The following is a 23,266-nucleotide window of genomic DNA, read 5'->3' on the forward strand; positions in this document are numbered from 1 at the left end:
TCACCATGCGCCGTCTTGCCATATTCCTGTTTACCCTCGCCACACTGGTCTCATCAAATGTGCAGGCCGCTCCAGGTTCGCGCTGCGCCAACGATGACTTCCTGCTGCATCGGGATACCCTCAAGATTGCCAAGGTGAGCTTGCCGGTGTTCGCCCACTTCTGCTACCGCGACGATAGCGGCGATCACGTGGTGTACCTGACCGAAAGCGGCGACCGGCGCTACGATGGCAAAACCTTGTCGCGTAAAATCGGCGCCCACTTGTTCACGATACATGCTGGGCCAAGCCTGACGGCCAAGGGCACGGTCAGCGATAGCGCACCGATAGAGATGGCCGGCGTGCAGTGGTGGACCAAACTGACCGAGTTAAGCGATATCGACGGCGACGGGCTGGTCGATCCGATCCTGGTTTACCGTTTCTACGCTAGCAATGAGGGAAAGATGGTGAACGATGCTTTCGAAGGGCGGCTGAAGATCATCGCTTTTCACCGTGACACCAAGGCCGCCATCCGGGCAATCACGGGCGACCTCGACGTGCAACGCTCGACCACCGCCAGCGCCCCCTACTTCAAGCTGCCGCCCGCCCTGCAAATGCACCTGGTGCGCAAGATGCGCCGGATGTATGACGAAGACATGTTTGGCTTCGACAATAGTCATGCCTTCAAGCCTATGAAGTGATTTTTAAGTACGCAACCTCGTACGCTGGCCTTAAGCCGAGTCTGCCGGACATCATGCTTCGCCCGGATGGCTTAGCATGATGTCATGAAACCCGACCGCAAAACCCTCTTCCTCGAAGGCTCGATCCCGCGTGCGCTCGTCACGCTGGCGGTGCCGATCATGCTCGCCAACCTGCTGCAAACCGGCTACCAGCTGACCGACGCCTTCTGGGTCGGGCGGCTCGGCGCGTCGGCGGTGGCGGCGATTTCGGTCAGCTTCCCGGTCACCTTCCTGGTGATCGCGCTCGGCTCGGGCCTGGCCATGGCGGGCGCCACCATGGCCGCGCAATACGTCGGCGCCGGGCGCCAGGACATGGTGAACCATGTGGCGGCGCAGACCATGCTGATGGTGGTGATCACCTCGATCGTGTTCGGGGCGATCGGCTTCGTGCTGGCGCCTGCCCTTTTGCGCCTGCTCGGCGTGGCGCCGGAAGTCTACAGCGGCGCGCTCGGTTTCCTGCGCGTGTCTTTTGTGGGCATCCTGTTCGTCTTCATGTACGCGATGTTCCAGGCGCTGATGCGCGGCGTCGGCCAGACCCGCATTCCCCTGATGATCGTGGCCGGCACCGTGCTGCTGAACTTCGTGCTCGATCCGCTGTTCATCTTTGGCTGGGGGCCGATTCCCGGCCAGGGCGTGATGGGCGCGGCGTATGCGACCCTTATCACGCAGGCGCTCGCCGCCGGCCTGGGCATGCTGGTGTTCCTGCGCGGGCGCCATGGCATCGCCCTGGCGTGGCGCGGCTTCAGGCCCGATCCGGTGTACCTGAAGCGCGCCTTCTTCCTCGGCTTGCCGGGGTCGGTGGAACTGTCGACGCGCGCACTGGGGCTGATGGTGATGTCCTTCCTGGTGGCCAGCTTCGGCACCCTGTCGATTGCGACGTATGGCGTGGGCTCGAACATCCTGCAGGTGATCACGATTCCGGTGATGGGTATCGCGATGGCGGTGGCGACCCTGGTCGGCCAGAACATCGGCGCGGGCAACACGGCGCGTGCCGAGCGCATCACCTGGCTCGGCACGGTTGCCAGCTTCGTGCTCCTGACGCTATTGGGCGGCGTTGCCTGGCTGTGCGCGCCGTGGCTGGTGCGTTTCTTCATTCCCGACGATCCGGCGGTGATCGCGGGCGGCGCCCACTTCATCCGCATCATGTGCCTGGCCTGGGGCGGCATCGGCATCCAGCTGTGCATCGTCTCGGCCTTCCGCGCGTCGGGGAATATGCTCAGTGCGATGATCATCGCGATGGTGTCGCAGTGGATGATCCAGTTCCCGCTGGCCTATGTGCTGGCCAGGCACACCACGCTGGGGGCGGATGGCCTGTGGTGGTCGTTCCCGGTGACGAACGTCGCGGTGGCCCTGGTGTCGGTGGCGTGGTTCGCGCGCGGCAGCTGGAAGACGGTGCGCCTGACCGAGGACGACCGGCAGGTGGCCGAGGTGGCCAAGGAGACGATGGTCGAGGAAGGCAGCCTGCGCTGAGGCCGCCCCGTTCAGCCCTGCCGGCGCGGCAGGGTGAAGTGGAACGTGGTGCCCGCGCCGACGCTGTTCTCGACCCAGATCCGGCCGCCCTCCTGTTCGATGATGCCCTTCACGATCGACAAGCCCAGGCCCGCGCCTTTTTCCGCGCCCACCGTGCCTTGCGTGAAGCGGTCGAAGATACGCGGCAGCAGCGCAGGGGCGATGCCCATTCCGGTATCGGCGACCGACATGACGACTTCGCCATCGCTCTGCCTGGCCGCCACCGTGACCCGTCCACCCGCCGGCGTGAACTTCAAGGCATTGCTGATCAGGTTGCCCAGCACCTGCTCCACCTGCGTGCGCTTGCAGGCGATCGTCAGGTCGCTGCCATTGCATGCCGCGCCGATGTCGATACCGGCTTTCTCGGCCAGGGGCATGGCGAGATCGACGGCATCGCGAACGAGCGTGCCGGCATTCGCCAATTGCAGGTCCGGCGACAAGGTAACGCGGTCCGACTTGGCCGCATCGAGCACCGAGGTCACCAGGCGCTCGATGGTGTCGACTGCGCGCATGCTGCGCGCGACCATTTCCGGCGACGTGGCGGTACCTGCGGCATGCGCCCGCTCCATGAATTGCAGCGACATTTTCAGGACGCTTAACGGATTGCGGATGTCGTGCGAGACGACATGCACCAGGGTTTCTTTTTCACCGCTGATTTTTTCGGCCAGCGCACGGGCTTCCTGCGCCTTGGCAAACGCGCGCCGCAAGTTGAACCCCAGGATGCCGGTACGCAGCTCGGCCGCCGACTCGATCTCCACCTTTTTCCATGGCGCGGCGATGCCGTTCACAACCTGTTTCCAGGAGTCGAAGGAAAAGCGCGGATGCAGGCGCACGACGCCGCCTTCCACTTCGACGCGCTTGTCCGGTTGGCCGGCCCAGGTAATGGTCTGCGCCACCTCGGGCCGGAACCACAGCACATAATTGCGTTCCGACTTGAGAATCGCGATGGCCAGCAGGCCGCTGGCGATGTCCCGGTAGCCGCTGGCCGGCGCAAACACGCTGCCGAGCTGGTTGCTCGCATAGATTTCCTTCGCCCCGTGGGCGGTAGCAAGCCATTCGACCAGTTCTCCGATCTGGGCCACCGATGGGGTCGCACCAACGGTGATCCACGTGTTCTTGTGAAAAACTGCCGCCCCGCCGCTGCCGGTCCCGACCAGGTCGAGCAGATTCGGCGTGCACTTGGCCAGCCCGCCCGCCACGCTTTCGCTCTCTTCCATGAAACCCAGGAGCGTGCCGCGCGTGCGTTTCAGTTCGTTCCGGTAGCGCTGGTCCTCCAGCGATTCCTTCAACGCCAACTGGGACGACACGAGCTGCGCGACCATCTTGGTGGCCAGGCGCTGGTCGGAACCGAGCGTCCTGGGGCCAAGGTGATGGCAGGCGACCAGGCCCCATAGCTTGCCGTTGTCGATCAGCGGCAGCGTCAGGGTCGCGCCCACGCCCATGTTCTGCAAATACTCGATATGCAGCGGCGACACGCTCCGCAAGGACGACATGCCGAGGTCGAGCGGTGCGCCGGTGGTCGCATTCCTTCGGGGATAAATGGCGACCGGCGTATAAGCCACGTCCGGGATCATGCGCATCCAGTTATCGAGGAATATCTTTCTCGCTTGGGCAGGAATATCCGAAGCCGGGAAGTGGTGATGCAGATACGACTGCGCATGCGGTACCCTGGCCTCGGCGATGACATCGCCATGCCAGTCTTCCGTGAAGCGATAAATCATGACGCGGTCGTAACCGCTGATCAGCCGGACCTGCTCGGCCGCGCGCCGGCACAGATCGATCAGCCTGGAGGCGCCGAATATCAGGTGCACGGCATTCCGGACCAGCCGTTGCAGTGGCTCGGCCACGTCTTCCGACGATAAAGGTTCCAGCTCGAGGATCAGGACGCCATGGCGCAGGTGGGCTGTCGCTTCCCACTCCTGCTCGCGCGAGGTACCCGCATGCAGGAGCGGCACCATCAGAGGCGCCTGCTCGACCAGGTCGTGCGAATGGATGTATTGCTCGAGCCTCTGCAAGGCATCGGCAGACAGGTGCTCGGCGAGTGAGCGATTGACGAGTTCCCTCGCATCGAGGCCAAAGGCTTCGCTGCAATTGACGCTGGCATTGGTAATGGTCAGTGTCGCCGCTTCGACACTCAGCAGGATGCCGAATGGCTGGATCGATCCGGGAATGTGGATCGGCTCATTCTCGCATTGGGTGTGAGATGGCGTCGTAGGCAGGCTGGTCATGGGTGAACTTTGCGAAATGACCAGGATGTTTACTGTAAGCGTAGACTTGGCCGAGGAATGTCAAACCTTTGGTAATCGACCAAAGTTGCCTTTGACATTCTAATCCAGGAGCGCTTGCTGGGCCATCCTCAGAAATACCCGATAGAACTTATTCCTTTGCTCTCCAGCATCTCCCTGCCTCGTTATGCGGATGCCTGTTCCACCCGCTTGACGTTTTTCTTCAGGAAAAACAGGGCGGCGGCGACCGATGCAAACAACACGGCTACGCCGACCGGATCCACGCGCACATCCACAGACACTTTGACGTCCACATTTTTCATCGTTTCCTCCATGATCGACCTCCGATAAATTAATAAAACTATATCAAAAATCGGGATTATTATCCTTGAGGCCGTGTGTAGCGGATCACGCCTCCCGGCGCCCGGCATGACGAAACAGGCGGACCACACTGCTGGGCGCGCCAGCCCCGAAGAATTCGGCCAGGTTGCGTGCGGATGCGGCGGCGATTTCTGCGCTACGGGGAAACAGCGCCGATTCGTAGGCGGCCAGCGCGGCGTCGACATCACCCGGATGACGCATGATCGCCTTGGCCAGTTGCGCGCCGTCGTACAGCGCCAGGTTGGCCCCCTCGCCCGCAAACGGCGACATCAGATGCGCGGCATCGCCGACCAGGGTCACGCCAGGCACCCTGCCCCAGCGTATCCTTGGCGGCAGGGCGTGGATCGGGCGCAGGACGGGAGCGACCTGGCTCTCGCGCACGAAGACCGTCAGGGACGGCGCCCATCCCGTGAATTCTTCCGCGATGCGCGCGAGCCCACGCCTCGCATCGGTGAAGCCGATCGCGCGCAGCCACGCCTCAGGCTTGCTCAAGGCTGCATAGCCGCGAACGGTGCCGTCGGCGTGGCGATGCAGCATGATGCCTTTGCCGGGGGCGACCGCCATCAGCGTCCCGCTGCCAATCGCGTCGATGGCGGCCCGGTAGCGCGGCGCGCCGTCGAGTAGTCCGATCTCGACGAAACAGATCCCGGAATAGGCGGGCCTGGCATCGGTCAGCCGCGGCCGCACGCGCGACCAGGCGCCGTCCGCGCCCACGACCAGGCTTGCGGCGATCGAGGTGCCATTGGCAAAGCGCACCTGCGGTCCGGCGAGGCCGCTGGCGACGTCGGTCACCTTGCGGTTCCATGCGATGCTACCGGCGGGGAGCGAGGCGATCAGCATGGCGCGCAGCGTGCCCCGCTCGACTTCGGGCCGGCAGGCGCCATGGCCGCCAGGCCTGTCGAACAGGACGACGCCATGCGGGTCGACGATCCGCTTGGCGTCTTCGGCGGGAAGGACGAGCGAGGCGAAGGCATCGTGCAAGCCGGCGTCTTCCAGCGCGCGCTGGCCGTTGTGTTCGTGGATATCGAGCAGGCCGCCTTGTGCGCGTGCACCCGGGCCGGCTTCAGCTTCGTAGATCGTGGCGGCGATGCCGTTCACATGCAGGACGCGGGCCAGCACGAGGCCACCCAATCCTGCGCCAATAATCGCAATTTCCTGGTTCATCCAGCGCTCCTGAGCAAATCCGGCTTCATGCCGGATGGTTGAGGGAGACGCTGGTCAACGTTGCATGGCGCGTGGCTGACGTGTATTCGGCAGCCGGACGAATGTGTTCGCCATGTGTGGACTGCCGTTTTTCGCGACCCGGACATGATAAACCAAACCGGGTCGGGGCACCACGCGTTGCAGCGTTACGCTTGCGGCTTTACTTCACCAGCACCTTATAGCTCCATGGCGCCATCTCGAAGCTGGTGGCAGCATCCACGCGCACCGCTTTGCCGGTCGCAAAGTCGCGGTAGCTGCCATGGTGCAGGTCCTTGCCAAACGTCGCCTTGACCGGTTTGTCCGAGAGGTTCAGCGCCACGAACACCTTGTCCTTCGCATTCGCGCGCACGAAGCTGAAGACCTGCTTCGGCGCGTTGTTCGGCACCTGCACCATCTGCGCACCGAACTCGCCGTTCCACAGGGCCGTGTTCGACTTCTTCAGCGCGATCAGCTTGCGGTACAGGTCCGCATACGGCGACGGCTTCCACTCGATCGGATCGCGATCGAAGAACTCCAGGCGCTTGCGGTTGCCGGCTTCCTGGCCGTTGTAGATCATCGGCATGCCTTCGCTCACAAACGTGAACACGATGGCCGCGTCGACCGCCGGGCCAAAGATGTCGAACTCGGTGCCGTCCCAGGTGTTCTTGTCGTGGTTGGTCGTGTAAAGCAGGCGGTAGGCCTGGCGCGGGTAGAACTTCTGGCCCCAGGCGTAATAGGTGTACAGGGCGGTGGCGTCGCGCTTGCCCTTGGCGATGTCGTGCAGCGCATCCCACCAGGTCCAGGCATAGCTGGCGTCGAAGGCCACGCGGTGCATGTCGCGACTCTCCCACTCGGCCAGCATGAACACCGGCTTCACGGCGCGCAGTTCGCGGCTGGCGTTGTCCCAGAAGTCCTGCGGCACCAGGCCGGCGGCGTCGACGCGGTAGCCGTCGATGCCGGTCTCGCGCACCCAGTACAGCATCGACTCCGTCATATAGCGGCGCAGGGCCGGCTTGCTGTAATCGAGGTCGATGATGTCGTCCCAGTCGAACCAGGGCGTCGGCCGTGGCTTGCCCGTGCTGTCGTTGGCGTACCAGTCCGGATGGCTGGTGCGCAGTACGTTGTCCCAGGAGGTGTGGTTGCCGACCCAGTCGATGATGACGCGCATGCCCAGGCTGTGCGCCTGGTCGACGAAGGCGCGGAAGTCCTGCAGCGTGCCGAATTCCGGATTCACGGCGCGGTAATCGCGCACTGCATACGGGCTGCCGAGCTTGCCCTTGCGCTCCTGCTCGCCGATCGGGTGGATCGGCATCAGCCACAGAATGTCGACGCCGAGTTCTTTCAGGCGCGGCAGCTGGGCGGTGGCGGCCTTGAAGGTGCCCTCCTTCGTGAACTGGCGCGTGTTGATCTGGTAGATGGTGGCGTTCCTGGTCCAGTCGGCGTGCTGGAACTGAACGTATTCCTGCGGGGTGTAAGGGTCGGCGGCCTGGGCGGCGACGCCGAAAGCGGCAGTGGACAGAGCGAGGGCGAGGGTCAATCGGACAAATGCTTGCTTCATCGAGTCTTCTCAAAAAATACCTGCTCGCCAGGCAGGAGGGAAAGGCCAGTCTTACGCGGCCAGCGTGTGTGATACGGCTGCGCCGGGCGGCCGCTGCTGTATCACCTCATCATTATCACCTCATCATTATCCCCGAGCGCCGTGATTGACGGCGTTCGGCGGCAGGGCTTTGCTTGAGGATTCGGCGCGTCCAAAAATAGTTGTAGACGACCGGTCTAATTTATCCTAAGATGAATTCATGTCAAAATCGATCACAAACGAATCGACCGAAGTCCGCGAACATATCCTCGCGGTTGGCCAGCGCATCATGGCGGGCAAGGGATTTTCCGCAGTGGGACTGACCGAGATCCTGACCAGTGCCGGCGTGCCGAAAGGCTCGTTTTACTATTATTTCGCGTCGAAGGATGCGTTCGGCGTCGCTTTACTGGAAAAGTATTTCACCGATTATCTCGGCCAACTCGACGCCAGCCTGCAAGGCGCGCCTGCCACGCTGCCGGAAGGACTGATCCGGTATTTCAAACAGTGGCGCAAGAATCAGCTGCAAGCCGAGTGCGATGGACAATGCCTGGTCGTGAAGCTGGGAGCGGAAGTGGCCGACCTGTCGGAACCGATGCGCCTGGCCTTGAAACAGGGCACCGCGGGGATTGTCGCCATCCTTGCCGACGCCATCGAGCGCGCGGTGGCCGGCGGATCGCTCGCCATGGACAACCCGCGCGCCGTTGCGGAAAGCCTGTACCAGCTATGGCTCGGCGCCAGCGTCATGGCCAAGATCACGCGCGATCCGTCCCCATTCGACGCCGCCATGCAGGCCACAAAAGAATTGCTGCACCTGCCCCATTAACCGGGCTTAGCTCAAGCGCTTCGAACTGGAGCGCCTTTTTTTGATCCGCCACTAGACGACTGGTCTACTAACTTAAGGAAAACGTGCCATGAATATCCTCATCGTCCTCACCTCCCACGACACCCTCGGCAATACCGGCCGCAAGACCGGCTTCTGGCTTGAAGAGCTGGCAGCGCCCTATTACGCTTTCAAGGAAGCCGGCGCCAACGTCGTGCTGGCATCGCCGGCCGGGGGCCAGCCTCCGCTCGACCCAAAGAGCAATGAACCCGCATTCCAGACCGAACTGACGCGCCGCTTCGAAGCCGACACCGCAGCCACTGCCGAGCTTGCCCATACCGTACGCCTCGACAGCGTGCGCCAGGACGATTTCGACGCCGTGTTCTACCCAGGTGGCCATGGCCCGCTGTGGGACCTGGCAGAAGACGCCCATTCGATCGCCCTGATCGAATCGTTCATCGCTGCGAACAAGCCGGTGGCGCTGGTCTGCCATGCGCCTGGCGTCCTGCGCCATGTAAAAAATACGGATGGCTCGCCGCTGGTACGCGGCAAGCAGGTGACCGGTTTTACGAATACCGAAGAAGCCGGAGTCGAACTGACCGATATCGTGCCCTTCCTGGTGGAGGATGAACTCAAGGCCAAGGGTGCGGTATTCCAGCGCATCGAGGACTGGGCGCCTTATGCCATCGCCGATGGCCTTTTGATTACCGGACAAAATCCGGCTTCGTCGGCCGCTGCTGCCCAGGTGCTGCTGCAGCAACTCGCTTCACGCGCCGCCTGATGCATCACCCGGGCCGGGTATCTCACTTGCGAAAGGACGCATCATGAACGACTCCTCTTTACCACCCATGACGATCCACGACTGGTTCAACGGCCCCTACCCCGCCCGGGTGCGCATTGCGGTCGCCGAGAAAGACCTGCAGGCGCAGGTACGGTTCGTACCGGTCAATCTCTGGAAGGGCGAACACAAGGCGCCCGCCTTCCTGGAAAAGAACTATTCGGGGACCTTGCCGGTGCTCGAGCTCGCCGATGGAACGCTGATCGCCGAATGCACGGCAATCACGGAATACCTGGACAATTTCGCTGGCCCGCCGACACTCACCGGCGCCACGCCACGCGAGAAGGGCATCATCCACATGATGAGCCGGCGCGCCGAGCTCGAATTACTCGACGCGATCAGCTTTTATTTTCACCACGCCACGCCCGGGCTCGGGCCGAAAGTCGAGCTGTACCAGAACCGGGATTGGGGACTGCGACAGCGCGACCGCGCCTTGCGTGCGATGGAGTATTTCGATGAATTGCTGAAGACGCAGGCCTATATCGCCGGCGCCGCGTTTTCGATGGCGGACATCACGGTCATTGCCGCTTTTATTTTCGCGGCCATCGTCAAACTTGAGGTGCCCACGCATTTGACCGCACTCCATGCCTGGCATGCGCGCATGCTGGAACGTCCGAGCGTGCGGGCCTGGCACACGATGGTGGAAGCAACCCAGACGGCAATGCGCCGCTGATGACAGCGCAAACCAGCCATGGCAGGCACCGCGAGTGCATAGCGCCCGGTTCGGCGCTATGCACTCCGGGCCGATTGCTGGCTGAATGCGTCGACCAGATAATCGATGAACACCCTCACCTTCGGCGGCAGGAAACGGTTTTCCAGGTACACCGCGTACAGCTGGTCGCCTGAAAAACCCTGCGGCGCCAGCGCGGGCAGCACCGGCACGGCCGCACCGCTGCGCAGGTCCTCGCCCACCACATAAGTCGGCAGCAGCGCGATGCCGCCCCCACGCAGCATCGCTAGGTGCAGGGCCACGCTGCTGTTGGCGGCCAGTGCACTGTTCACTTTCACGCTCTCCATACCGTCCGCGCTGTCGAACTGCCAGGTGGCCGCACCGGAGGCGCCGAAGGTCAGGCAGCGGTGCCGCTGCAAATCCTCGATGTGTTCGGGCGTGCCATGCTGCGCCACGTAAGCCGGCGCCGCAGCCAGCACATAGCGGATCGCCGCGATCGGCCGCGCCACGGCGCTCAGCATGTCGATGCGCGCAGCCAGGCGCAGGGCAAGGTCGACGTTTTCCTCGACCAGGTCGACGTAGCGGTCGGTCAGGCTCAGCACCACGCGAATATCGGGATAGCGCTCCATGAAGGCGGGCAGCAGGCCGGCCAGGCAGGTGGTGCCGAAGGCCATCGAGGCGCTCACACGCAGCGTGCCAGCGGGGCCGGTCTGTAAGCCGGCGGCGGTGGCTTCCAGCGCGCGCGCTTCTTCCAGCAGGCGCAGGGCGTTCTGGTAAATGGCGCTGCCGGCTTCGGTGAGACCCAGCTTGCGGGTCGAGCGGTTCAGCAGCCTGGCGTGCAGGTTCTTTTCCAGGTTCGCCACCTGCTTGCTGACGTTTGCCTTGGTCGTACCCATCTGGCGCGCGGCTTCGGAAAAGGAACCAGTGTCGACGACGCGGACAAAGGTCCAGACATCGGTAAAGTCGCGTGGCTGCAGTTCGCTCATCGTATCGCCCCTGGAAACAATCGGTTGCCCGTTCGATGGATTGTATCGCAGCAGTATCCGGCCTAAGCTGACAGGATCAACCTACCGGAGAAAACGATGACCACGCTCAGGCTTGCCTCACCCGCCGTTTCCACACTGGCCCGCATCACCGGCCTGGCCCTGCCCCTGCTCTTCATTGCGATGTGGAGTTCGGGCTATGTGGTCGGCAAGCTGGCCGTGCCGTATGCCGGGCCGTTCACGCTGCTGGCGATCCGCTTCGGCCTGGCGTCGCTGGTGCTGCTGGTCGTGGCGCTGGCGGCGCGTGCGCCCTGGCCGGCCAGCCGCAGGCAGTTCGGGCACCTGGTCGTGGTCGGTCTCTTGATCCAGGCGCTGCAGTTCTCGGGCCTGTACACGGCGCTGAAGCTGGGCGTATCGGCGGGTGAATCGGCGCTGATCGTCGGCACCATGCCGGTGTTCACGGCACTCGGCGCGGCGCTCGTGTTCGGAGAACGCCTGGGCCTCAAGCAATGGCTGGGGATGGCGGGCGGTGTGCTGGGCGTGGTGCTGGTGGTGTGGCACAAGCTGGGTAGCGAAAGCGCAGGCATCGGCGCCTACACGGCAGCCATGGTGGCGCTGGCCGGCATCACCCTGGGCACGCTGTACCAGAAGAAGTTCTGCGCGGGGATGGACTTGCGCACCGGCGGCTTCGTGCAGCTGGCCGTGGCGACGCTGGTGGCGCTGCCCCTGTCGCTCGGCCTGGAAGGCTTCTCGGTGCAGTGGACCCCGACGATGATGTTTGCCTCGGGCTGGCTGGCGACCGTGAATTCAATCGGCGCGACCAGCCTGCTGTTCCTCATGATGCGCAAGGGGGAAGCGAGCAAGGTGGCCAGCCTGTTCTACCTGATTCCCGGCGTGACGGCGCTGATGGCATTCGGGGTGCTGGGCGAAACCTTGAACGTGATGACGCTGGCCGGCTTCCTGGCGACGGCGGGTGCTGTGTATCTGTGCACCCGCGCGCGTTGAACGATTACGGAATGTCGCCGGTGCCGTCCCAGCCGTCGCACATCGCGGCGCACATGCTCATGCGGTGGCCACAGAAATTGGAGCTGAAGTTACCGGGCGCCAGGCAGGCTTCGTACTGGTCCCAGCAGGCCTGGAAGCAGGTGGCGTGGTCGGTGTCGGCATGGGCGTAGGAAGCACTCAGGCCGAGTGCGAAGAGGAACGGGCCAAATTTCTTTTTCAATGCGATTCTCCCTTGGGATCGAGACGAAACAAGAAGTGCGGCCGCCACCACAGGGTGCGGCCGCGGGCTTACGTTTGCGGTGGAAGCGGATCAGGGAATCGGGCCGTTGCCATCCCAGCCGCCGCACATCGCGGAGCAGACGCTCATGCGGCTCTGGCAGTAATTCGGGGTGAAGTAGCCACGCGACATGCAGTCGACGTACTTGGCGTGGCAGTCCATGATGCACGCGGTGTCATCGTAGGCGTAGGCACAGGATCCACTCAGGCCGAGTGCGAACAGGAACAGGCCGATTTTCTTTTTCAATGCAATTCTCCCTTGGCGATCAAAGACGCTTTGCTGCGCGCGGCGGCCGTTGTCTGGGACGGTCGCCGGCTTTCCTTTGTTGCGGAAAACGGGCCTGGTGTTTGCTGGCTTTGCTGCGAAGGTAGCGTGAATTGGGGGGGTGGGCGAACTAGCAGAGTTGAGAGGTCGGCGGGATGTGGCCGGGGCGGTGGCGCAGTGCTGGAGGTGGTGGGTACGAGTACCCACCCTACGGAATTTGCATGTATGGGACGGGGATGGCGGTTTCGATGTGCAGGGGTGCCATACCGCGTGGGCACGAGTGCCCACCCTACAAAACCGACGCCTACCTGTAGGGTGGGCATTCGTAGTGCCGGCATTTAGCCAGCCCTACTGCCCACGCGGTCGTACTCGTGCTTACCCCACCGCCGGCAAAAAAAAACGGCGCACGCGGCGCCGCTTCTTCATCGAGCCCGAACAGCGTTCAGGTCTTCACCGCCACCAGCCGCGGCTCGCCCGCGATATCGAAGCGCGCGCGAATCGACGCTGCGATGCCCTTGGCATCCAGGCCCACGGATGCCAGCAGCGCCGCCGGATCGCCCTGGTCGATGAATTTATCCGGCAAGCCAAGAATCAGCAGCGGCTTGACGATGCCCGCCCCCGCCATCGCCTCGGCCACGGCGGCACCGGCGCCGCCCATGACGGCGCCCTCTTCCACCGTCACCAGGTAGTCGTGGTCGGCCGCCAGCTGCTTCACCAGCTCGACGTCGAGCGGCTTCACGAAGCGCATGTTGGCCACCGTGGCATCGAGTTCGCCGGCCGCAGCCACGCTTGGCGCCACCATCGAGCCGAACGCCAGGATGGCCACGCCCTTGCCCTGGCGCTGGACTTCGCCCTTGCCGATCTCGATCGAGGTCAGCTCTTCCTGGATCGCCGCACCGATGCCGGCGCCGCGCGGGTAACGCACCGCCGCCGGACCCGGGTAGTGGTAAGCGGTGGTCAGCATCTGGCGGCACTCGTTCTCGTTCGACGCCGCCATCACCACCATGTTCGGGATGCAGCGCAGGTAGGCCAGGTCGTAATTCCCGGCGTGGGTCGCGCCATCGGCGCCGACCAGGCCGGCCCTGTCCAGGGCGAAGGTCACGTCCAGGTTCTGCAGCGCCACGTCGTGGATCAGCTGGTCGTAGGCGCGCTGCAGGAAGGTCGAATAGATCGCGACCACCGGCTTCATGCCTTCGGTGGCCAGGCCCGCGCCGAAGGTCACCGAATGCTGCTCGGCGATGCCGACGTCGAAATAACGCTCCGGGTACTGCGCATGGAAGCGCACCATGCCCGAGCCCTCGCGCATCGCCGGCGTGATGCCGACCAGGCGCGAATCGCTTGCCGCCATGTCGCACAGCCAGTTGCCGAAGACTTCCGTGTAGGTGATCTTGGCCGGCGCGGTGGCCGGCTTGATGCCCTCGGTCGGGTTGAACTTGCCGGTGCCGTGGTACAGGATAGGCTCGGCCTCGGCCAGCTTGTAGCCCTGGCCCTTCTTGGTCACCACGTGCAGGAACTGCGGGCCCTTGAGCTTCTTGATGTTTTCCAGCGTCGGGATCAGGGAGTCCAGGTCGTGGCCGTCGATCGGGCCGATGTAGTTGAAACCGAACTCCTCGAACATCGTGGCCGGGACCACCATGCCCTTCGCGTGTTCTTCCAGGCGGCTGGCCAGTTCGCGCAGCGGGCCTGGCAGCACGGTCTTGCCGACGCTCTTGGCGGCGGCGTAGAACTGGCCGCTCATCAGGCGCGCCAGGTAGCGGTTCAGGGCGCCGACCGGCGGCGAGATCGACATGTCGTTGTCGTTCAGCACCACCAGCAAATTGCAGTCTTCCTCGACGCCGGCGTTGTTCAGGGCTTCGAAGGCCATACCGGCGGTCATCGAGCCGTCGCCGATCACGGCGATCGCATGGCGGTGCTCGCCCTTCAGTTTGGCGGCGGCGGCCATGCCGAGTGCGGCCGAGATCGAGGTCGACGAGTGGGCGGTGCCGAAGGTGTCGTATTCGCTTTCGTCGCGCTTAGGGAAGCCCGACAGGCCGTTCAGCTGGCGCAGCGTCGGCATGCGCTCGCGGCGGCCGGTGAGGATCTTGTGCGAATAGGTTTGATGGCCCACGTCCCACACGATGCGGTCGTGCGGGGTCTCGAACACGTAGTGCAGCGCGATGGTCAGCTCCACGGTGCCGAGGTTCGACGACAAGTGTCCGCCGGTCTTCGAGACCGAGTCGAGCAGGTACTGGCGCAGTTCGCCGGCCAGCGGGGTCAGTTGCGTGCGCGGGAGCTTGCGCAGGTCCGACGGGTCGTTGATGGTGTCTAACAGGTTCATTTAGGCCTTCCGCTGCACGATCAGGTCCGCGAGTTCGCGCAGCCGCTGTGCTTGTTCTCCGAATGGCGCCAGCGCATCGTGCGCCTCGCACCGCAATTGTTCGGCCAGCGCCTTCGAGGGCTCCAGTCCGAGGATCGACACATACGTCGGCTTGTTGTCGGCGGCATCCTTGCCGGCGGTCTTGCCGAGCGTGGCCGAATCGGCCGTCGCATCCAGTACGTCATCCACCACCTGGAACGCCAGCCCTACTGCCTTGGAGTAGGCCTTCAGGGCGTCGAGTTCCGCAGCGCCCAGGTCCTTGCCGCACAGCGCGCCGAGCAGGACCGATGCGCGCAGCAGTGCGCCGGTCTTCAGCTGGTGCATGTGTTCGAGCTGCTCCAGGGTGAGCGCCAGGCCCACGCTGTCGAGGTCGATGGCCTGGCCGCCGCACATGCCGCTCGACCCAGCCGCTTCGGCCAGCAGGCGCAGCATGCCGACCAAGCGCGCCGGGGGAAGGCTGTCGTCGCCGGCCAGCACCTCGAAGGCGCGCGCCTGCAGCGTGTCGCCCACCAGCAGCGCGGTCGCTTCGTCGTAGGCCACGTGGACGGTGGGTTTGCCGCGGCGCAGGGCGTCGTCGTCCATGCAGGGCATGTCGTCGTGCACCAGCGAGTACACGTGGATCATCTCCAGTGCGCAGGCGGCGCGCGCCAGCGAGGCGGCGTCGGCGCCGAACAATGCGCCGCTGGCATACACCAGCAGCGGACGCACGCGCTTGCCGCCGCCGAGCGTGGTATAGCGCATGGCCTGGTGCAGCTTGGTCGGTTGGGCATCGGCGGCCGGCAGCAAGGCCGACAAGGCTGCTTCGACGTCGGCCTGGACCTCGCTCATCCAGCTGGAAAACGGAACCGTGCTCATTGAGCCGCCTCGTCGGCGCTGAACGGTTTCAGCATGTCGCCTTCGAGCACCTTGACCTGGGACTCCACCTTGTCGAGCTGGGCGGCGCAATACTTCACCAGTTCCGAGCCGCGCGCATAGGCGGCTACCGAGGCTTCCAGCGGCAGTTGCCCTGCTTCCATCTGCGAGACGAGCTGGGCCAGTTCGGCCATTGCCGCCTCAAAGGATTCCGGTGCCTGCGCGTTTACATTATTTGCCATAGTTACTTGTTGTGTTGGGCCAGCGGTCCCCGGGACGGCGCAAGGGGTGCGCCATGGAGCAGCCTAATCGCGTATTTTAGAACAATCCTTACCCCAGAGGTGTCCGCGCGAATGCTGAGCTAATTGCACGACCGTTCACATTTTAGCCTACGTGCCTTGAATACCATGAAAAGCCTGCTTTTTCGGCAACTTCTGCGCCTCTGCGCACCACAACCCCGTGCCGGTCCGAGACTGTAGAGCTCGTTCCACGGTATAATCGCCGGTTCTGTCCGAAATACCGTATTTCCACACACAAAATACTGGTCTTTGGATTCTTTCTCTTCTTTAGGTCTCGAATAAGGGGGGTTGGGATGTCCGATCTGGCTACCCACGCCAAGCTGGCGCGCTCGTGCGCTCAGCTTCCGGTAAATGTTTACTTTGACGACGCGCTGCTGCAGCGCGAGATCCAGCAACTGTTTCGGCAGGGGCCGCGCTACGTCGGCCATGAATTGATGGTGCCGGAGATGGGCGACTTCGCCACCCTGGCATCCGAAAACGAAGGCCGCATGCTGGTGCGTAACGCCAACGGCATCGAAGTGCTGTCCAACGTCTGCCGCCATCGCCAGGCGCTGATGTTCAATGGCCGCGGCAACGCCAACAACATCGTCTGCCCGCTGCACCGCTGGACCTACGATTTGAAGGGCGAACTGATCGGCGCGCCGCATTTCGCCGAAACGCCTTGCCTGAATTTGTCGAAGACCACGCTGCAAAGCTGGAACGGCCTGCTGTTCGAGCAGAACGGCTACGACGTGATGGACAAGCTGAAGGCCATGTCGGTCTCGAAGGACCTGGATTTCTCGGGCTATCAGTTCGACCATGTCGAGGTCCACGACATCGACTACAACTGGAAGACCTTCATCGAGGTCTACCTGGAGGATTACCACGTCGAGCCCTTCCATCCGGGCCTGGGCAATTTCGTCTCGTGCGACGATTTGAAGTGGGAATTCGGCCGCGACTTCAGCGTGCAGACCGTGGGCGTGAACCGCGGCCTGCAAAAGGCCGGCTCGCCGACCTACAAGAAGTGGCAGGAAGCGGTGTTGAAATTCAACGGCGGCAAGGAGCCGAAGCAAGGCGCGATCTGGCTCACGCTGTACCCGAACATCATGGTCGAGTGGTATCCGAACGTGCTGGTGGTGTCGACCCTGTGGCCGCTCGGTCCGCAGAAGACGCGCAACGTGGTCGAGTTCTACTATCCGGAAGAGATTGCCCTCTTCGAGCGCGAACTGGTGGAAGCCGAACGCGCGGCCTACATGGAAACCTGCGTCGAGGACGACGAGATCGCCCAGCGCATGGACGCCGGCCGCCGCATTTTGATGGAACGCGGCGTGAACGAGGTGGGACCTTACCAGTCGCCGATGGAAGACGGCATGCAGCACTTCCACGAGTGGTACCGCAGCAGGATCGATCTGTAAGCTTCAAGTAGTATCAACCCAGGAATGTAATGCCTTCACTCTGGATGCTGTTCGCCAGCTTTGCGTTTGCCGCCATGGGCGCGGGCGTGAAGCTGGCTTCCGAGTTCTATACCACCTCCGAACTCCTCTTCTACCGCGGCCTGATCGGCGCCGTGATCCTGTTCATGATCGTGCGCCAGCGTGGCGGCACCTTCCGCACCCCCTTCCCGAAAGCCCACCTGTGGCGCAGCGCGGTCGGCGTGACTTCGCTGTGGCTGTGGTTCTTTGCGATTTCCAAGCTGCCGCTGGCCACCGCCATGACCCTGAACTACATGGCGCCGATCTGGATCGCGGCCTGGATGTTCCTGATGGGCTGGTGGACGAAAACCAAGCACGCCGAGTGGCCGCTGGTGCTGGCCGTGGGCGCCAGTTTCTTCGGCGTGACCCTGGTGCTGCAGCCGGCGATCGAGGCCAACCAGTGGTTCGCCGGCCTGGCGGGCCTGTGCTCGTCGGTGATCTCGGCGATGGCCTATATGCAGGTGCGCAAACTCGGCCAGATGGGCGAACCGGAATACCGCGTGGTGTTCTACTTCTCGGCCACCACCGCCGTTGCCGGTTTCGTCGGCGTGGTGGGTGGCGATGGGGCCGGCGGCCTCACGCCCTTCCACAGCCACACCCTGTACGGCGGCTTGCTGCTGCTGGCGATCGGCGGCGCGGCCCTGATGGCGCAGATGGCCATGACCCGCGCCTACCGTGTCGGCAAGGTGCTGGTGGTGGCGAATCTGCAGTACACCGGCATTGTGTTCTCCAGCATGTGGGGCCTGCTGCTGTGGGGCGACCGCTTCGACTGGCACGTGTGGCTGGGTATCGGTGTGATCCTCGCGTCCGGCATCGCCGCAACGTTCTACAATACGCGCAGCACGGCGCGCGGCGCCGTCACCGAGAAAACGGATCCCATCGCCAGCGAACTGTGAGGCCTGCCATGTACACGACCCTGATTTCCGCCGCTGATTTGGCTGCGCACATCGATGCACCCGATTGGGTGATCGTCGATTGCCGGCATGATTTGGTGAACCTGGCGTTTGGGCGTGAAGCCTATGCGGCCGGGCATCTGCCGGGGGCGGTGTTTGCGGACATGGAGACCGAGCTGTCGGGGGCGAAGCGTGGCGAGGATGGCGTGTTTCGTGGGCGGCATCCGCTGCCGTCGAAAGAGGCGCTGGTCGAGACGCTGCGTGGCTGGGGCGTGAACGACGGCACGCAGGTAGTCGCGTATGACGCGCATGGCGGCATGTACGCGGCGCGCCTGTGGTGGCTGCTGCGCTGGCTCGGGCACGAGGCCGCGGCGGTGCTCGATGGCGGGCTGCCGGCATGGCAGGCGATTGGCCAGCCCGTCGTCACCGAGGTTGCGGCTGGCAAGCCGCGTGGTTCGATCGAAGCGCGGGCGCCGTTCGTGCCGACGGTGACGGTGGCCGAGGTGCTGGAGAATATCGAGAGCGCCAGGCGTACCGTGGTGGATGCGCGCGCGGCGGATCGCTTCCGCGGCGAGAACGAGACGGTCGATCCGGTGGGCGGGCATATTCCGGGGGCGAGGAATCGCTTCTTCAAGGACAACCTGCAGGCCGACGGGCGTTTCAAGGCGGCCGCGCAGCTGCGCGAGGAATTCGGCGCGGTGATCGAGGACCCTTCGAATGCGATCATGCAGTGCGGGTCGGGGGTAACGGCATGTCACAACCTGCTGGCGCTGGAAGTGGCCGGGTTAAAAGGCGCGGCCTTGTATCCGGGATCGTGGAGCGAGTGGAGCAGCGATCCTTCTCGCCCAGTCGCCACCGGCTCCAATTAATCGTAACGCCACTTTTCTGGCGCCACGGAAATCCGATCATTCGAAATTCGTAGGGTGGGCACTTGTGCCCACGCGGTCGTACCGTCGCGCACCCCACCGCTACCGCGAAGCGACACGAACGCTCGCATGCCGTACCGCGTGGGCTCGAGAGCCCACCCTACGAACCCCTCGCCATTCCGGCGCCTGCGATCTGGGCGGGCGTAGGGTGGGCACTTGTGCCCACGCGGTCGTACCGTCGCGCACCCCACCGCTACCGCGAAGCGACACGAACGCTCGCATGCCCTACCGCGTGGGCTCGAGAGCCCACCCTACGAACCCATCGCCATTCCGGCGCATGCGATCTTGGCGGGCGTAGGGTGGGCACTTGTGCCCACGCGGTCGTACCGCTGCCTACCCCACCGCTACCGCGAAGCGACACGAACGCTCGCATGCCGTACCGCGTGGGCTCGAGAGCCCACCCTACGAACCCCTCGCCATTCCGGCGCATGCGATCTAGGCGGGCGTAGGGTGGGCACTTGTGCCCACGCGGTCGTACCGCTGCCTACCCCACCGCTACCGCGAAGCGACACGAACGCTCGCATGCCGTACCGCGTGGGCTCGAGAGCCCACCCTACGAACAGCAACCGCGTGCGATATCGGTGCGTTTGAATAGGCCCGGATACTGGACGACCAGGCCGTCATCGTCGACCCGCAAATCGGCGCGAAACGCACTGCCCAGGCTCTCGAAGCGGTACGCATTCATCCCCAGGCGCGTGTACGCCTGCTGCGCCTTCTCCACCTTCAGTTGCGGTATCCACACCCAGGCCACGTCGATCACCTGCCGCTCGCCGAGCGAATCGCCCAGTCTGCGGATCGGCAGCGTATTGGTAAAGCAGCTGGCCGTCAGGTCGATGTCGGTGCAGCCGGCCAGCGCCTCGATGACCGCGCCGTCCCCGTCGCGCCACTGTCCGTCGCCATCGGCAAACAGTTCGAGATGCCCGCCGCCGGCTACGTCGATGATGGCATGCCGCACGCGCCAGGCGGCGTCGCAGGCAATGCGGTAGCTGGCGCCATAATCATCGCCATAGCGCCCGCCGATCACCACGCCCTGCGCGATGATGCCTTCGTTCGTCTGGCCGAGCACCAGGTGTTCGAGACCGGAGCCGGTCTCGGGAATCCAGCGATAGCTTTTCATGGCACGGCCCCTTTCGCATGAATGCGGCCGGGCCACTTCAGGAGCGCCTGAGAGAACCCTCAGGGCAAGGCGCAGCGTCGAAGACAGTACGCTAGTACGGCGAGACGATGCAACGCTGCAATGAGGGTTCTGTCAGGCGCTCAGCGCCCGGTCAGGAATAAAACGATGATAACCCCAAGCCCAATCAGCAGCACCTGCGGCACCGATTCCTTGACAGTCGCCCGGCGCTGCATCTGCGGCATCAGATCGCTCACGGCAATGTAGATGAAGCCCGACGACGCGAACACCAGCACGTAGGGAATCAGCCCGCTGGCGCGGTCCAGCGTGAAGTAGCCGAGCAGGCCGCCGGCCACGGCGAGCAGGCTGCACAGGAGATTGAACACATACGCACGCATGCGCGAGAAGCCGGCATTCAGCAGCACGATGAAGTCGCCGATCTCGGTCGGGATCTCGTGCGCGACGATCGCCAGTGCGGTGACGATGCCCAGCTCCGGATTGGCCAAAAAGGCGGCCGCGATCAGGATACCGTCGGTGAAGTTGTGCATGCCGTCGCCGATCAGGATCATCCAGCCCGACTTGCCGGCCTCCTTGGCGTCGTGCCCGTGGGCATGGTGATCGCCATCGCCCTCGTGGTGGTGCGAGTGGCGCAGCAGCGCCAGCTTTTCCAGCATGAAGAAGGTCAGCAGGCCGGCCAGCAGGGTCGCGAACAGCTTTTGCGGGCTGGCGTCGGAATCGAAAGCTTCCGGCAAGGCGTGCAGCAGCGACGTCGACAGCATGATGCCGACGGACAGGCTCACCAGCCGCTCCACCATTTTGGAGAGCAGCGTGAAGGAGAACAAAGCCGCGGCCGAGATGCTGACGACGCCGGCGATCAGGGTCGCCAGCAGGATGTGGATGAGAATCGGGTCGATGTGAAGCCTCTTGTTCTGGACGTGCTGCGTGCGGCAAACCGGCTATTGTACCCGCCCCAGCCGTCGAGCGCCCGCCGCAATGCGCGTGCGGGCGCTTGCGGGTGGCTGCTTAGGCCACGCCGTGCTTTGCAAACCAGTTCAATGCGCGCTTCCAGCCGTCCTTGGCATCGGCTTCGTTGTAGCTCGGGCGGTAATCCGCATGGAAGGCGTGGCCCGAGTTCTGGAACACGACGATCTCGGAACGGCTGTTGCCCTTGGCCAGTTCGGTCTTCATGCGCTCGACCGACTCCAGCGGAATGCCGGTGTCCTTGCCGCCGTACAGGCCCAGCACCGGCACCTTCAGGCCTTGCGCCACGTCGACCGGGTGCTTCGGCGAATTGGCGGTGGCGTCGCCCGTCAGGCGGCCGTACCAGGCCACGCCGGCCTTGACCTTCGGATTGTGCGCCGCGTACAGCCAGGTGATGCGGCCGCCCCAGCAGAAACCCGTGATGCCCAGGCGCTCGATGTCGCCGCCGCGCTGCCTGGCCCAGTTGACCACCGTGTCGAGGTCGGACATGACCTGCGCGTCCGGGGTCTTCGAGATGATGTCCGTCATCAGGTCGGCGATGTTCGCGATCTTGGTCGGATCGCCCTGGCGCACGAACAGGTCCGGCGCGATGGCCAGGTAGCCGGCCTTGGCGAAGCGGCGCGCCACATCCTTGATGTGCTCGTGCACGCCGAAGATCTCCGAAATCACCAGCACCACGGGCAGGTTCGAGCGCCCTTCCGGCTGGGCGCGGTAGACCGGCACGTCCTGGCCGTTGATGACGATGATGTGGTCGCCGGCGGAGAGACCACTGGTATCGGTCTGGACCATCGACTGCGCCATGACCGGCAGGGCCGCGGCGGCGAAACCGCTGCCGACGGCTGCCTTCAGGAACACGCGGCGGTCGACGCCATCTTCGAACGCGGTCTTGGAAACCAGGCTGTCGCCGTCTTGTACGAGATCCTTCATGGGTCATCCCTTTCGGTCATGGTTGTAAGGCTGACTATCTTACAGCGACTGCGCGGCTTGCGCTCAGGAACGCAATCGCGTGCGCGGATCTGCTTTCCGCTGCTTTCGGCACGAGGTTTGCGCCCGGCTAGAAGGCAGCGATGAGGAACGCCTATAGTCGCCGGTTGCTTGCTTGCGTCTGCCTGGCGTGTTCCTTTTCAAGGAGAAACCTGTATGGCGTGTTTCCGCATTTTCCTATGTGCCGGCCTGGCTGCGCTCACCCTGGCGCCGGCCAACCTGGCCACCCCATCCGGGGCAGCTGGCTTGCCTTCGGCCGGATTGACCGCGTCAGATGAGCGAAGGGCCGCCGACGAGCCGGCGACCTCGGTCATGCTGCTCGGCGGCGCAGCCCTGCTGATGTTCGCCGGACGGCGCCGGCGTTATTGATGGCTGCTCAGCGGTGGCGCTGCCTGTTTGCGTGCTGGTATAGGCTTGGCGACAAGCGCGCCGCTCCTGGCGCATGCACATCAAGGGGGTTGAACATGGAAACATCACGTCATCAGTCATCACGTCGGCGGTATCGCTGCCGGGCTCGCCCTGGTGCTGGGCAGTGCGTCCCTGGCCCAGGCCAGTGTCGACACTTCGCCCAAGCCGGGCGGCGTGTACCGGCTCAAGCCCGGCATCTATGTGGCCAAGGGGTCGCGCTGCGACTCGCCGGCGAATGCGGCGATCCGCCAGTACGACGGCAAGGGGATCAGCACGGCGCATACCAGCAGTTGCCGCGCGGTGGTGCGGGATCAGAAACGGTCGCGCTACACGGTGGACCAGACCTGCATCGATGCCGGCCATGGACCGGGCAAGCGTTTCGTGCAGCGGCAGCAGGTGGTGGTGCAGGATGCGTTGACGTTCACGCAGGTGATTGGCAAGGGGCGCACGACTTACCAGTATTGCCCGGTGTACCAGTTGCCGAAGGATTTGCGCAGGGCCTTGTAAGTTGTTCGTGGCGAGATCGTCGGGTGCGATGATGGAGCCGGCAGCGATC

24 protein-coding genes are annotated in these 23,266 nt (G+C 64.0%); 11 read left to right on the forward strand and 13 right to left on the reverse strand.

What is annotated here, in order from left to right; translation table 11 throughout:
- Nucleotides 1-5: 5 nt before the first annotated feature.
- Both QWL29_RS01260 and QWL29_RS01265 read left to right on the forward strand, forming a co-directional pair.
- Nucleotides 6-677 (forward strand): hypothetical protein, encoded by a 672-nt coding sequence (locus QWL29_RS01260; protein WP_305821076.1) that lies wholly within the window; start codon nucleotides 6-8, stop codon nucleotides 675-677.
- 84 nt (nucleotides 678-761) lie between these two features.
- Nucleotides 762-2,186 (forward strand): MATE family efflux transporter, encoded by a 1,425-nt coding sequence (locus QWL29_RS01265; RefSeq protein WP_305821077.1) that lies wholly within the window; start codon nucleotides 762-764, stop codon nucleotides 2,184-2,186.
- Nucleotides 2,187-2,197: 11 nt separating this feature from the next.
- On the opposite strand, the gene QWL29_RS01270 is transcribed toward QWL29_RS01265, so the two are convergent.
- The 4 genes from QWL29_RS01270 to QWL29_RS01285 form a co-directional block, all read right to left on the reverse strand.
- Nucleotides 2,198-4,453 (reverse strand): ATP-binding protein, encoded by a 2,256-nt coding sequence (locus tag QWL29_RS01270; RefSeq protein WP_305821078.1) that lies wholly within the window; start codon nucleotides 4,451-4,453, stop codon nucleotides 2,198-2,200.
- Between the two features lie 182 nt (nucleotides 4,454-4,635).
- Entirely contained in the window at nucleotides 4,636-4,785 is a 150-nt protein-coding gene (locus QWL29_RS01275) for a hypothetical protein (protein ID WP_305821079.1), read from the reverse strand.
- A 73-nt stretch (nucleotides 4,786-4,858) separates the two neighbouring features.
- Nucleotides 4,859-5,995 carry an FAD-dependent oxidoreductase gene (locus QWL29_RS01280; RefSeq protein WP_305821080.1) on the reverse strand — a complete coding sequence of 379 codons (1,137 nt, stop codon included), beginning with the start codon at nucleotides 5,993-5,995 and terminating at the stop codon, nucleotides 4,859-4,861.
- Nucleotides 5,996-6,194: 199 nt separating this feature from the next.
- Entirely contained in the window at nucleotides 6,195-7,571 is a 1,377-nt protein-coding gene (locus QWL29_RS01285; protein ID WP_305821081.1) for an alpha-amylase family glycosyl hydrolase, read from the reverse strand.
- Nucleotides 7,572-7,809: 238 nt separating this feature from the next.
- Between QWL29_RS01285 and QWL29_RS01290 the strand changes: the two genes are divergently transcribed.
- From QWL29_RS01290 to QWL29_RS01300, 3 genes are all read left to right on the forward strand, one after another.
- Nucleotides 7,810-8,412 carry a TetR/AcrR family transcriptional regulator gene (locus tag QWL29_RS01290; protein ID WP_305821082.1) on the forward strand — a complete coding sequence of 201 codons (603 nt, stop codon included), beginning with the start codon at nucleotides 7,810-7,812 and terminating at the stop codon, nucleotides 8,410-8,412.
- 88 nt (nucleotides 8,413-8,500) lie between these two features.
- Nucleotides 8,501-9,190 carry a type 1 glutamine amidotransferase domain-containing protein gene (locus tag QWL29_RS01295; protein ID WP_305821083.1) on the forward strand — a complete coding sequence of 230 codons (690 nt, stop codon included), beginning with the start codon at nucleotides 8,501-8,503 and terminating at the stop codon, nucleotides 9,188-9,190.
- Between the two features lie 43 nt (nucleotides 9,191-9,233).
- A complete protein-coding gene (locus tag QWL29_RS01300; protein ID WP_305821084.1) occupies nucleotides 9,234-9,920 on the forward strand; it encodes a glutathione S-transferase in 687 nt (228 codons plus the stop codon).
- Nucleotides 9,921-9,976: 56 nt separating this feature from the next.
- Here QWL29_RS01300 and QWL29_RS01305 read toward each other — a convergent pair whose 3' ends face one another.
- Nucleotides 9,977-10,903 carry a LysR family transcriptional regulator gene (locus tag QWL29_RS01305; RefSeq protein ID WP_305821085.1) on the reverse strand — a complete coding sequence of 309 codons (927 nt, stop codon included), beginning with the start codon at nucleotides 10,901-10,903 and terminating at the stop codon, nucleotides 9,977-9,979.
- A 96-nt stretch (nucleotides 10,904-10,999) separates the two neighbouring features.
- On the opposite strand from QWL29_RS01305, the gene QWL29_RS01310 reads away from it, so the two are divergent.
- Nucleotides 11,000-11,905 carry a DMT family transporter gene (locus QWL29_RS01310; RefSeq protein ID WP_305821086.1) on the forward strand — a complete coding sequence of 302 codons (906 nt, stop codon included), beginning with the start codon at nucleotides 11,000-11,002 and terminating at the stop codon, nucleotides 11,903-11,905.
- A 4-nt stretch (nucleotides 11,906-11,909) separates the two neighbouring features.
- Here the strand turns inward: QWL29_RS01310 and QWL29_RS01315 are convergent, their stop codons facing one another.
- The 5 genes from QWL29_RS01315 to QWL29_RS01335 form a co-directional block, all read right to left on the reverse strand.
- A complete protein-coding gene (locus QWL29_RS01315) occupies nucleotides 11,910-12,125 on the reverse strand; it encodes a hypothetical protein (RefSeq protein WP_305821087.1) in 216 nt (71 codons plus the stop codon).
- Between the two features lie 90 nt (nucleotides 12,126-12,215).
- Nucleotides 12,216-12,428: a hypothetical protein gene (locus QWL29_RS01320; protein ID WP_305821088.1), complete on the reverse strand. Its 213-nt coding sequence runs from the start codon at nucleotides 12,426-12,428 to the stop codon at nucleotides 12,216-12,218.
- A gap of 460 nt (nucleotides 12,429-12,888) precedes the next feature.
- Nucleotides 12,889-14,763 (reverse strand): 1-deoxy-D-xylulose-5-phosphate synthase, encoded by a 1,875-nt coding sequence (dxs, locus tag QWL29_RS01325; RefSeq protein WP_305821089.1) that lies wholly within the window; start codon nucleotides 14,761-14,763, stop codon nucleotides 12,889-12,891.
- Entirely contained in the window at nucleotides 14,764-15,657 is an 894-nt protein-coding gene (locus QWL29_RS01330; RefSeq protein WP_305821090.1) for a polyprenyl synthetase family protein, read from the reverse strand.
- The gene (locus tag QWL29_RS01335) at nucleotides 15,654-15,896 is read right to left on the reverse strand and encodes an exodeoxyribonuclease VII small subunit (RefSeq protein ID WP_305821091.1); all 243 of its coding nucleotides are present in this window, start codon (nucleotides 15,894-15,896) and stop codon (nucleotides 15,654-15,656) included. The genes QWL29_RS01330 and QWL29_RS01335 overlap by 4 nt, the downstream gene beginning before the upstream one ends.
- Nucleotides 15,897-16,246: 350 nt before the next feature.
- On the opposite strand from QWL29_RS01335, the gene QWL29_RS01340 reads away from it, so the two are divergent.
- Genes QWL29_RS01340 through QWL29_RS01350 form a run of 3 tightly spaced genes read left to right on the forward strand, consistent with a single transcriptional unit; the run spans nucleotide 16,247 to nucleotide 19,166 of the window.
- Nucleotides 16,247-17,347, forward strand: a complete 1,101-nt coding sequence (locus QWL29_RS01340) for an aromatic ring-hydroxylating oxygenase subunit alpha (RefSeq protein ID WP_305821092.1) — start codon at nucleotides 16,247-16,249, stop codon at nucleotides 17,345-17,347.
- Between the two features lie 29 nt (nucleotides 17,348-17,376).
- The gene (locus tag QWL29_RS01345; RefSeq protein WP_305821093.1) at nucleotides 17,377-18,300 is read left to right on the forward strand and encodes a DMT family transporter; all 924 of its coding nucleotides are present in this window, start codon (nucleotides 17,377-17,379) and stop codon (nucleotides 18,298-18,300) included.
- A gap of 8 nt (nucleotides 18,301-18,308) precedes the next feature.
- Nucleotides 18,309-19,166 carry a sulfurtransferase gene (locus QWL29_RS01350; RefSeq protein ID WP_305821094.1) on the forward strand — a complete coding sequence of 286 codons (858 nt, stop codon included), beginning with the start codon at nucleotides 18,309-18,311 and terminating at the stop codon, nucleotides 19,164-19,166.
- A 610-nt stretch (nucleotides 19,167-19,776) separates the two neighbouring features.
- On the opposite strand, the gene QWL29_RS01355 is transcribed toward QWL29_RS01350, so the two are convergent.
- The 3 genes from QWL29_RS01355 to QWL29_RS01365 form a co-directional block, all read right to left on the reverse strand.
- Nucleotides 19,777-20,340, reverse strand: a complete 564-nt coding sequence (locus QWL29_RS01355) for a putative glycolipid-binding domain-containing protein (RefSeq protein WP_305821095.1) — start codon at nucleotides 20,338-20,340, stop codon at nucleotides 19,777-19,779.
- Nucleotides 20,341-20,480: 140 nt separating this feature from the next.
- Complete coding sequence (locus QWL29_RS01360; protein ID WP_305821210.1) at nucleotides 20,481-21,215, reverse strand: ZIP family metal transporter; 735 nt, start codon at nucleotides 21,213-21,215, stop codon at nucleotides 20,481-20,483.
- Nucleotides 21,216-21,360: 145 nt separating this feature from the next.
- On the reverse strand, nucleotides 21,361-22,245 hold the full coding sequence (locus QWL29_RS01365) for a dienelactone hydrolase family protein (protein ID WP_305821096.1): 885 nt from the start codon (nucleotides 22,243-22,245) through the stop codon (nucleotides 21,361-21,363).
- 213 nt (nucleotides 22,246-22,458) lie between these two features.
- Between QWL29_RS01365 and QWL29_RS01370 the strand changes: the two genes are divergently transcribed.
- Together QWL29_RS01370 and QWL29_RS01375 are read left to right on the forward strand one after the other, a co-directional pair.
- Nucleotides 22,459-22,671: a PEP-CTERM sorting domain-containing protein gene (locus QWL29_RS01370; RefSeq protein WP_305821097.1), complete on the forward strand. Its 213-nt coding sequence runs from the start codon at nucleotides 22,459-22,461 to the stop codon at nucleotides 22,669-22,671.
- A gap of 153 nt (nucleotides 22,672-22,824) precedes the next feature.
- The gene (locus QWL29_RS01375; protein WP_305821098.1) at nucleotides 22,825-23,217 is read left to right on the forward strand and encodes a hypothetical protein; all 393 of its coding nucleotides are present in this window, start codon (nucleotides 22,825-22,827) and stop codon (nucleotides 23,215-23,217) included.
- The last annotated feature ends 49 nt before the right edge of the window (nucleotides 23,218-23,266 follow it).

The organism is Massilia brevitalea (assembly GCF_030711405.1).
GTDB lineage: Bacteria > Pseudomonadota > Gammaproteobacteria > Burkholderiales > Burkholderiaceae_D > Telluria > Telluria brevitalea.

Excerpts from the sequence above, each read along its gene's own strand:
- QWL29_RS01260 (WP_305821076.1), top strand. The coding sequence starts at position 6 with ATGCGCCGTCTTGCCATATTCCTGTTTACCCTCGCCACACTGGTCTCA.
- QWL29_RS01265 (WP_305821077.1), top strand. The coding sequence starts at position 762 with ATGAAACCCGACCGCAAAACCCTCTTCCTCGAAGGCTCGATCCCGCGT.
- QWL29_RS01270 (WP_305821078.1), bottom strand. The coding sequence starts at position 4,453 with ATGACCAGCCTGCCTACGACGCCATCTCACACCCAATGCGAGAATGAG.
- QWL29_RS01275 (WP_305821079.1), bottom strand. The coding sequence starts at position 4,785 with ATGGAGGAAACGATGAAAAATGTGGACGTCAAAGTGTCTGTGGATGTG.
- QWL29_RS01280 (WP_305821080.1), bottom strand. The coding sequence starts at position 5,995 with ATGAACCAGGAAATTGCGATTATTGGCGCAGGATTGGGTGGCCTCGTG.
- QWL29_RS01285 (WP_305821081.1), bottom strand. The coding sequence starts at position 7,571 with ATGAAGCAAGCATTTGTCCGATTGACCCTCGCCCTCGCTCTGTCCACT.
- QWL29_RS01290 (WP_305821082.1), top strand. The coding sequence starts at position 7,810 with ATGTCAAAATCGATCACAAACGAATCGACCGAAGTCCGCGAACATATC.
- QWL29_RS01295 (WP_305821083.1), top strand. The coding sequence starts at position 8,501 with ATGAATATCCTCATCGTCCTCACCTCCCACGACACCCTCGGCAATACC.
- QWL29_RS01300 (WP_305821084.1), top strand. The coding sequence starts at position 9,234 with ATGAACGACTCCTCTTTACCACCCATGACGATCCACGACTGGTTCAAC.
- QWL29_RS01305 (WP_305821085.1), bottom strand. The coding sequence starts at position 10,903 with ATGAGCGAACTGCAGCCACGCGACTTTACCGATGTCTGGACCTTTGTC.
- QWL29_RS01310 (WP_305821086.1), top strand. The coding sequence starts at position 11,000 with ATGACCACGCTCAGGCTTGCCTCACCCGCCGTTTCCACACTGGCCCGC.
- dxs (WP_305821089.1), bottom strand. The coding sequence starts at position 14,763 with ATGAACCTGTTAGACACCATCAACGACCCGTCGGACCTGCGCAAGCTC.
- QWL29_RS01330 (WP_305821090.1), bottom strand. The coding sequence starts at position 15,657 with ATGAGCACGGTTCCGTTTTCCAGCTGGATGAGCGAGGTCCAGGCCGAC.
- QWL29_RS01335 (WP_305821091.1), bottom strand. The coding sequence starts at position 15,896 with ATGGCAAATAATGTAAACGCGCAGGCACCGGAATCCTTTGAGGCGGCA.
- QWL29_RS01340 (WP_305821092.1), top strand. The coding sequence starts at position 16,247 with ATGTCCGATCTGGCTACCCACGCCAAGCTGGCGCGCTCGTGCGCTCAG.
- QWL29_RS01345 (WP_305821093.1), top strand. The coding sequence starts at position 17,377 with ATGCCTTCACTCTGGATGCTGTTCGCCAGCTTTGCGTTTGCCGCCATG.
- QWL29_RS01350 (WP_305821094.1), top strand. The coding sequence starts at position 18,309 with ATGTACACGACCCTGATTTCCGCCGCTGATTTGGCTGCGCACATCGAT.
- QWL29_RS01355 (WP_305821095.1), bottom strand. The coding sequence starts at position 20,340 with ATGAAAAGCTATCGCTGGATTCCCGAGACCGGCTCCGGTCTCGAACAC.
- QWL29_RS01365 (WP_305821096.1), bottom strand. The coding sequence starts at position 22,245 with ATGAAGGATCTCGTACAAGACGGCGACAGCCTGGTTTCCAAGACCGCG.
- QWL29_RS01370 (WP_305821097.1), top strand. The coding sequence starts at position 22,459 with ATGGCGTGTTTCCGCATTTTCCTATGTGCCGGCCTGGCTGCGCTCACC.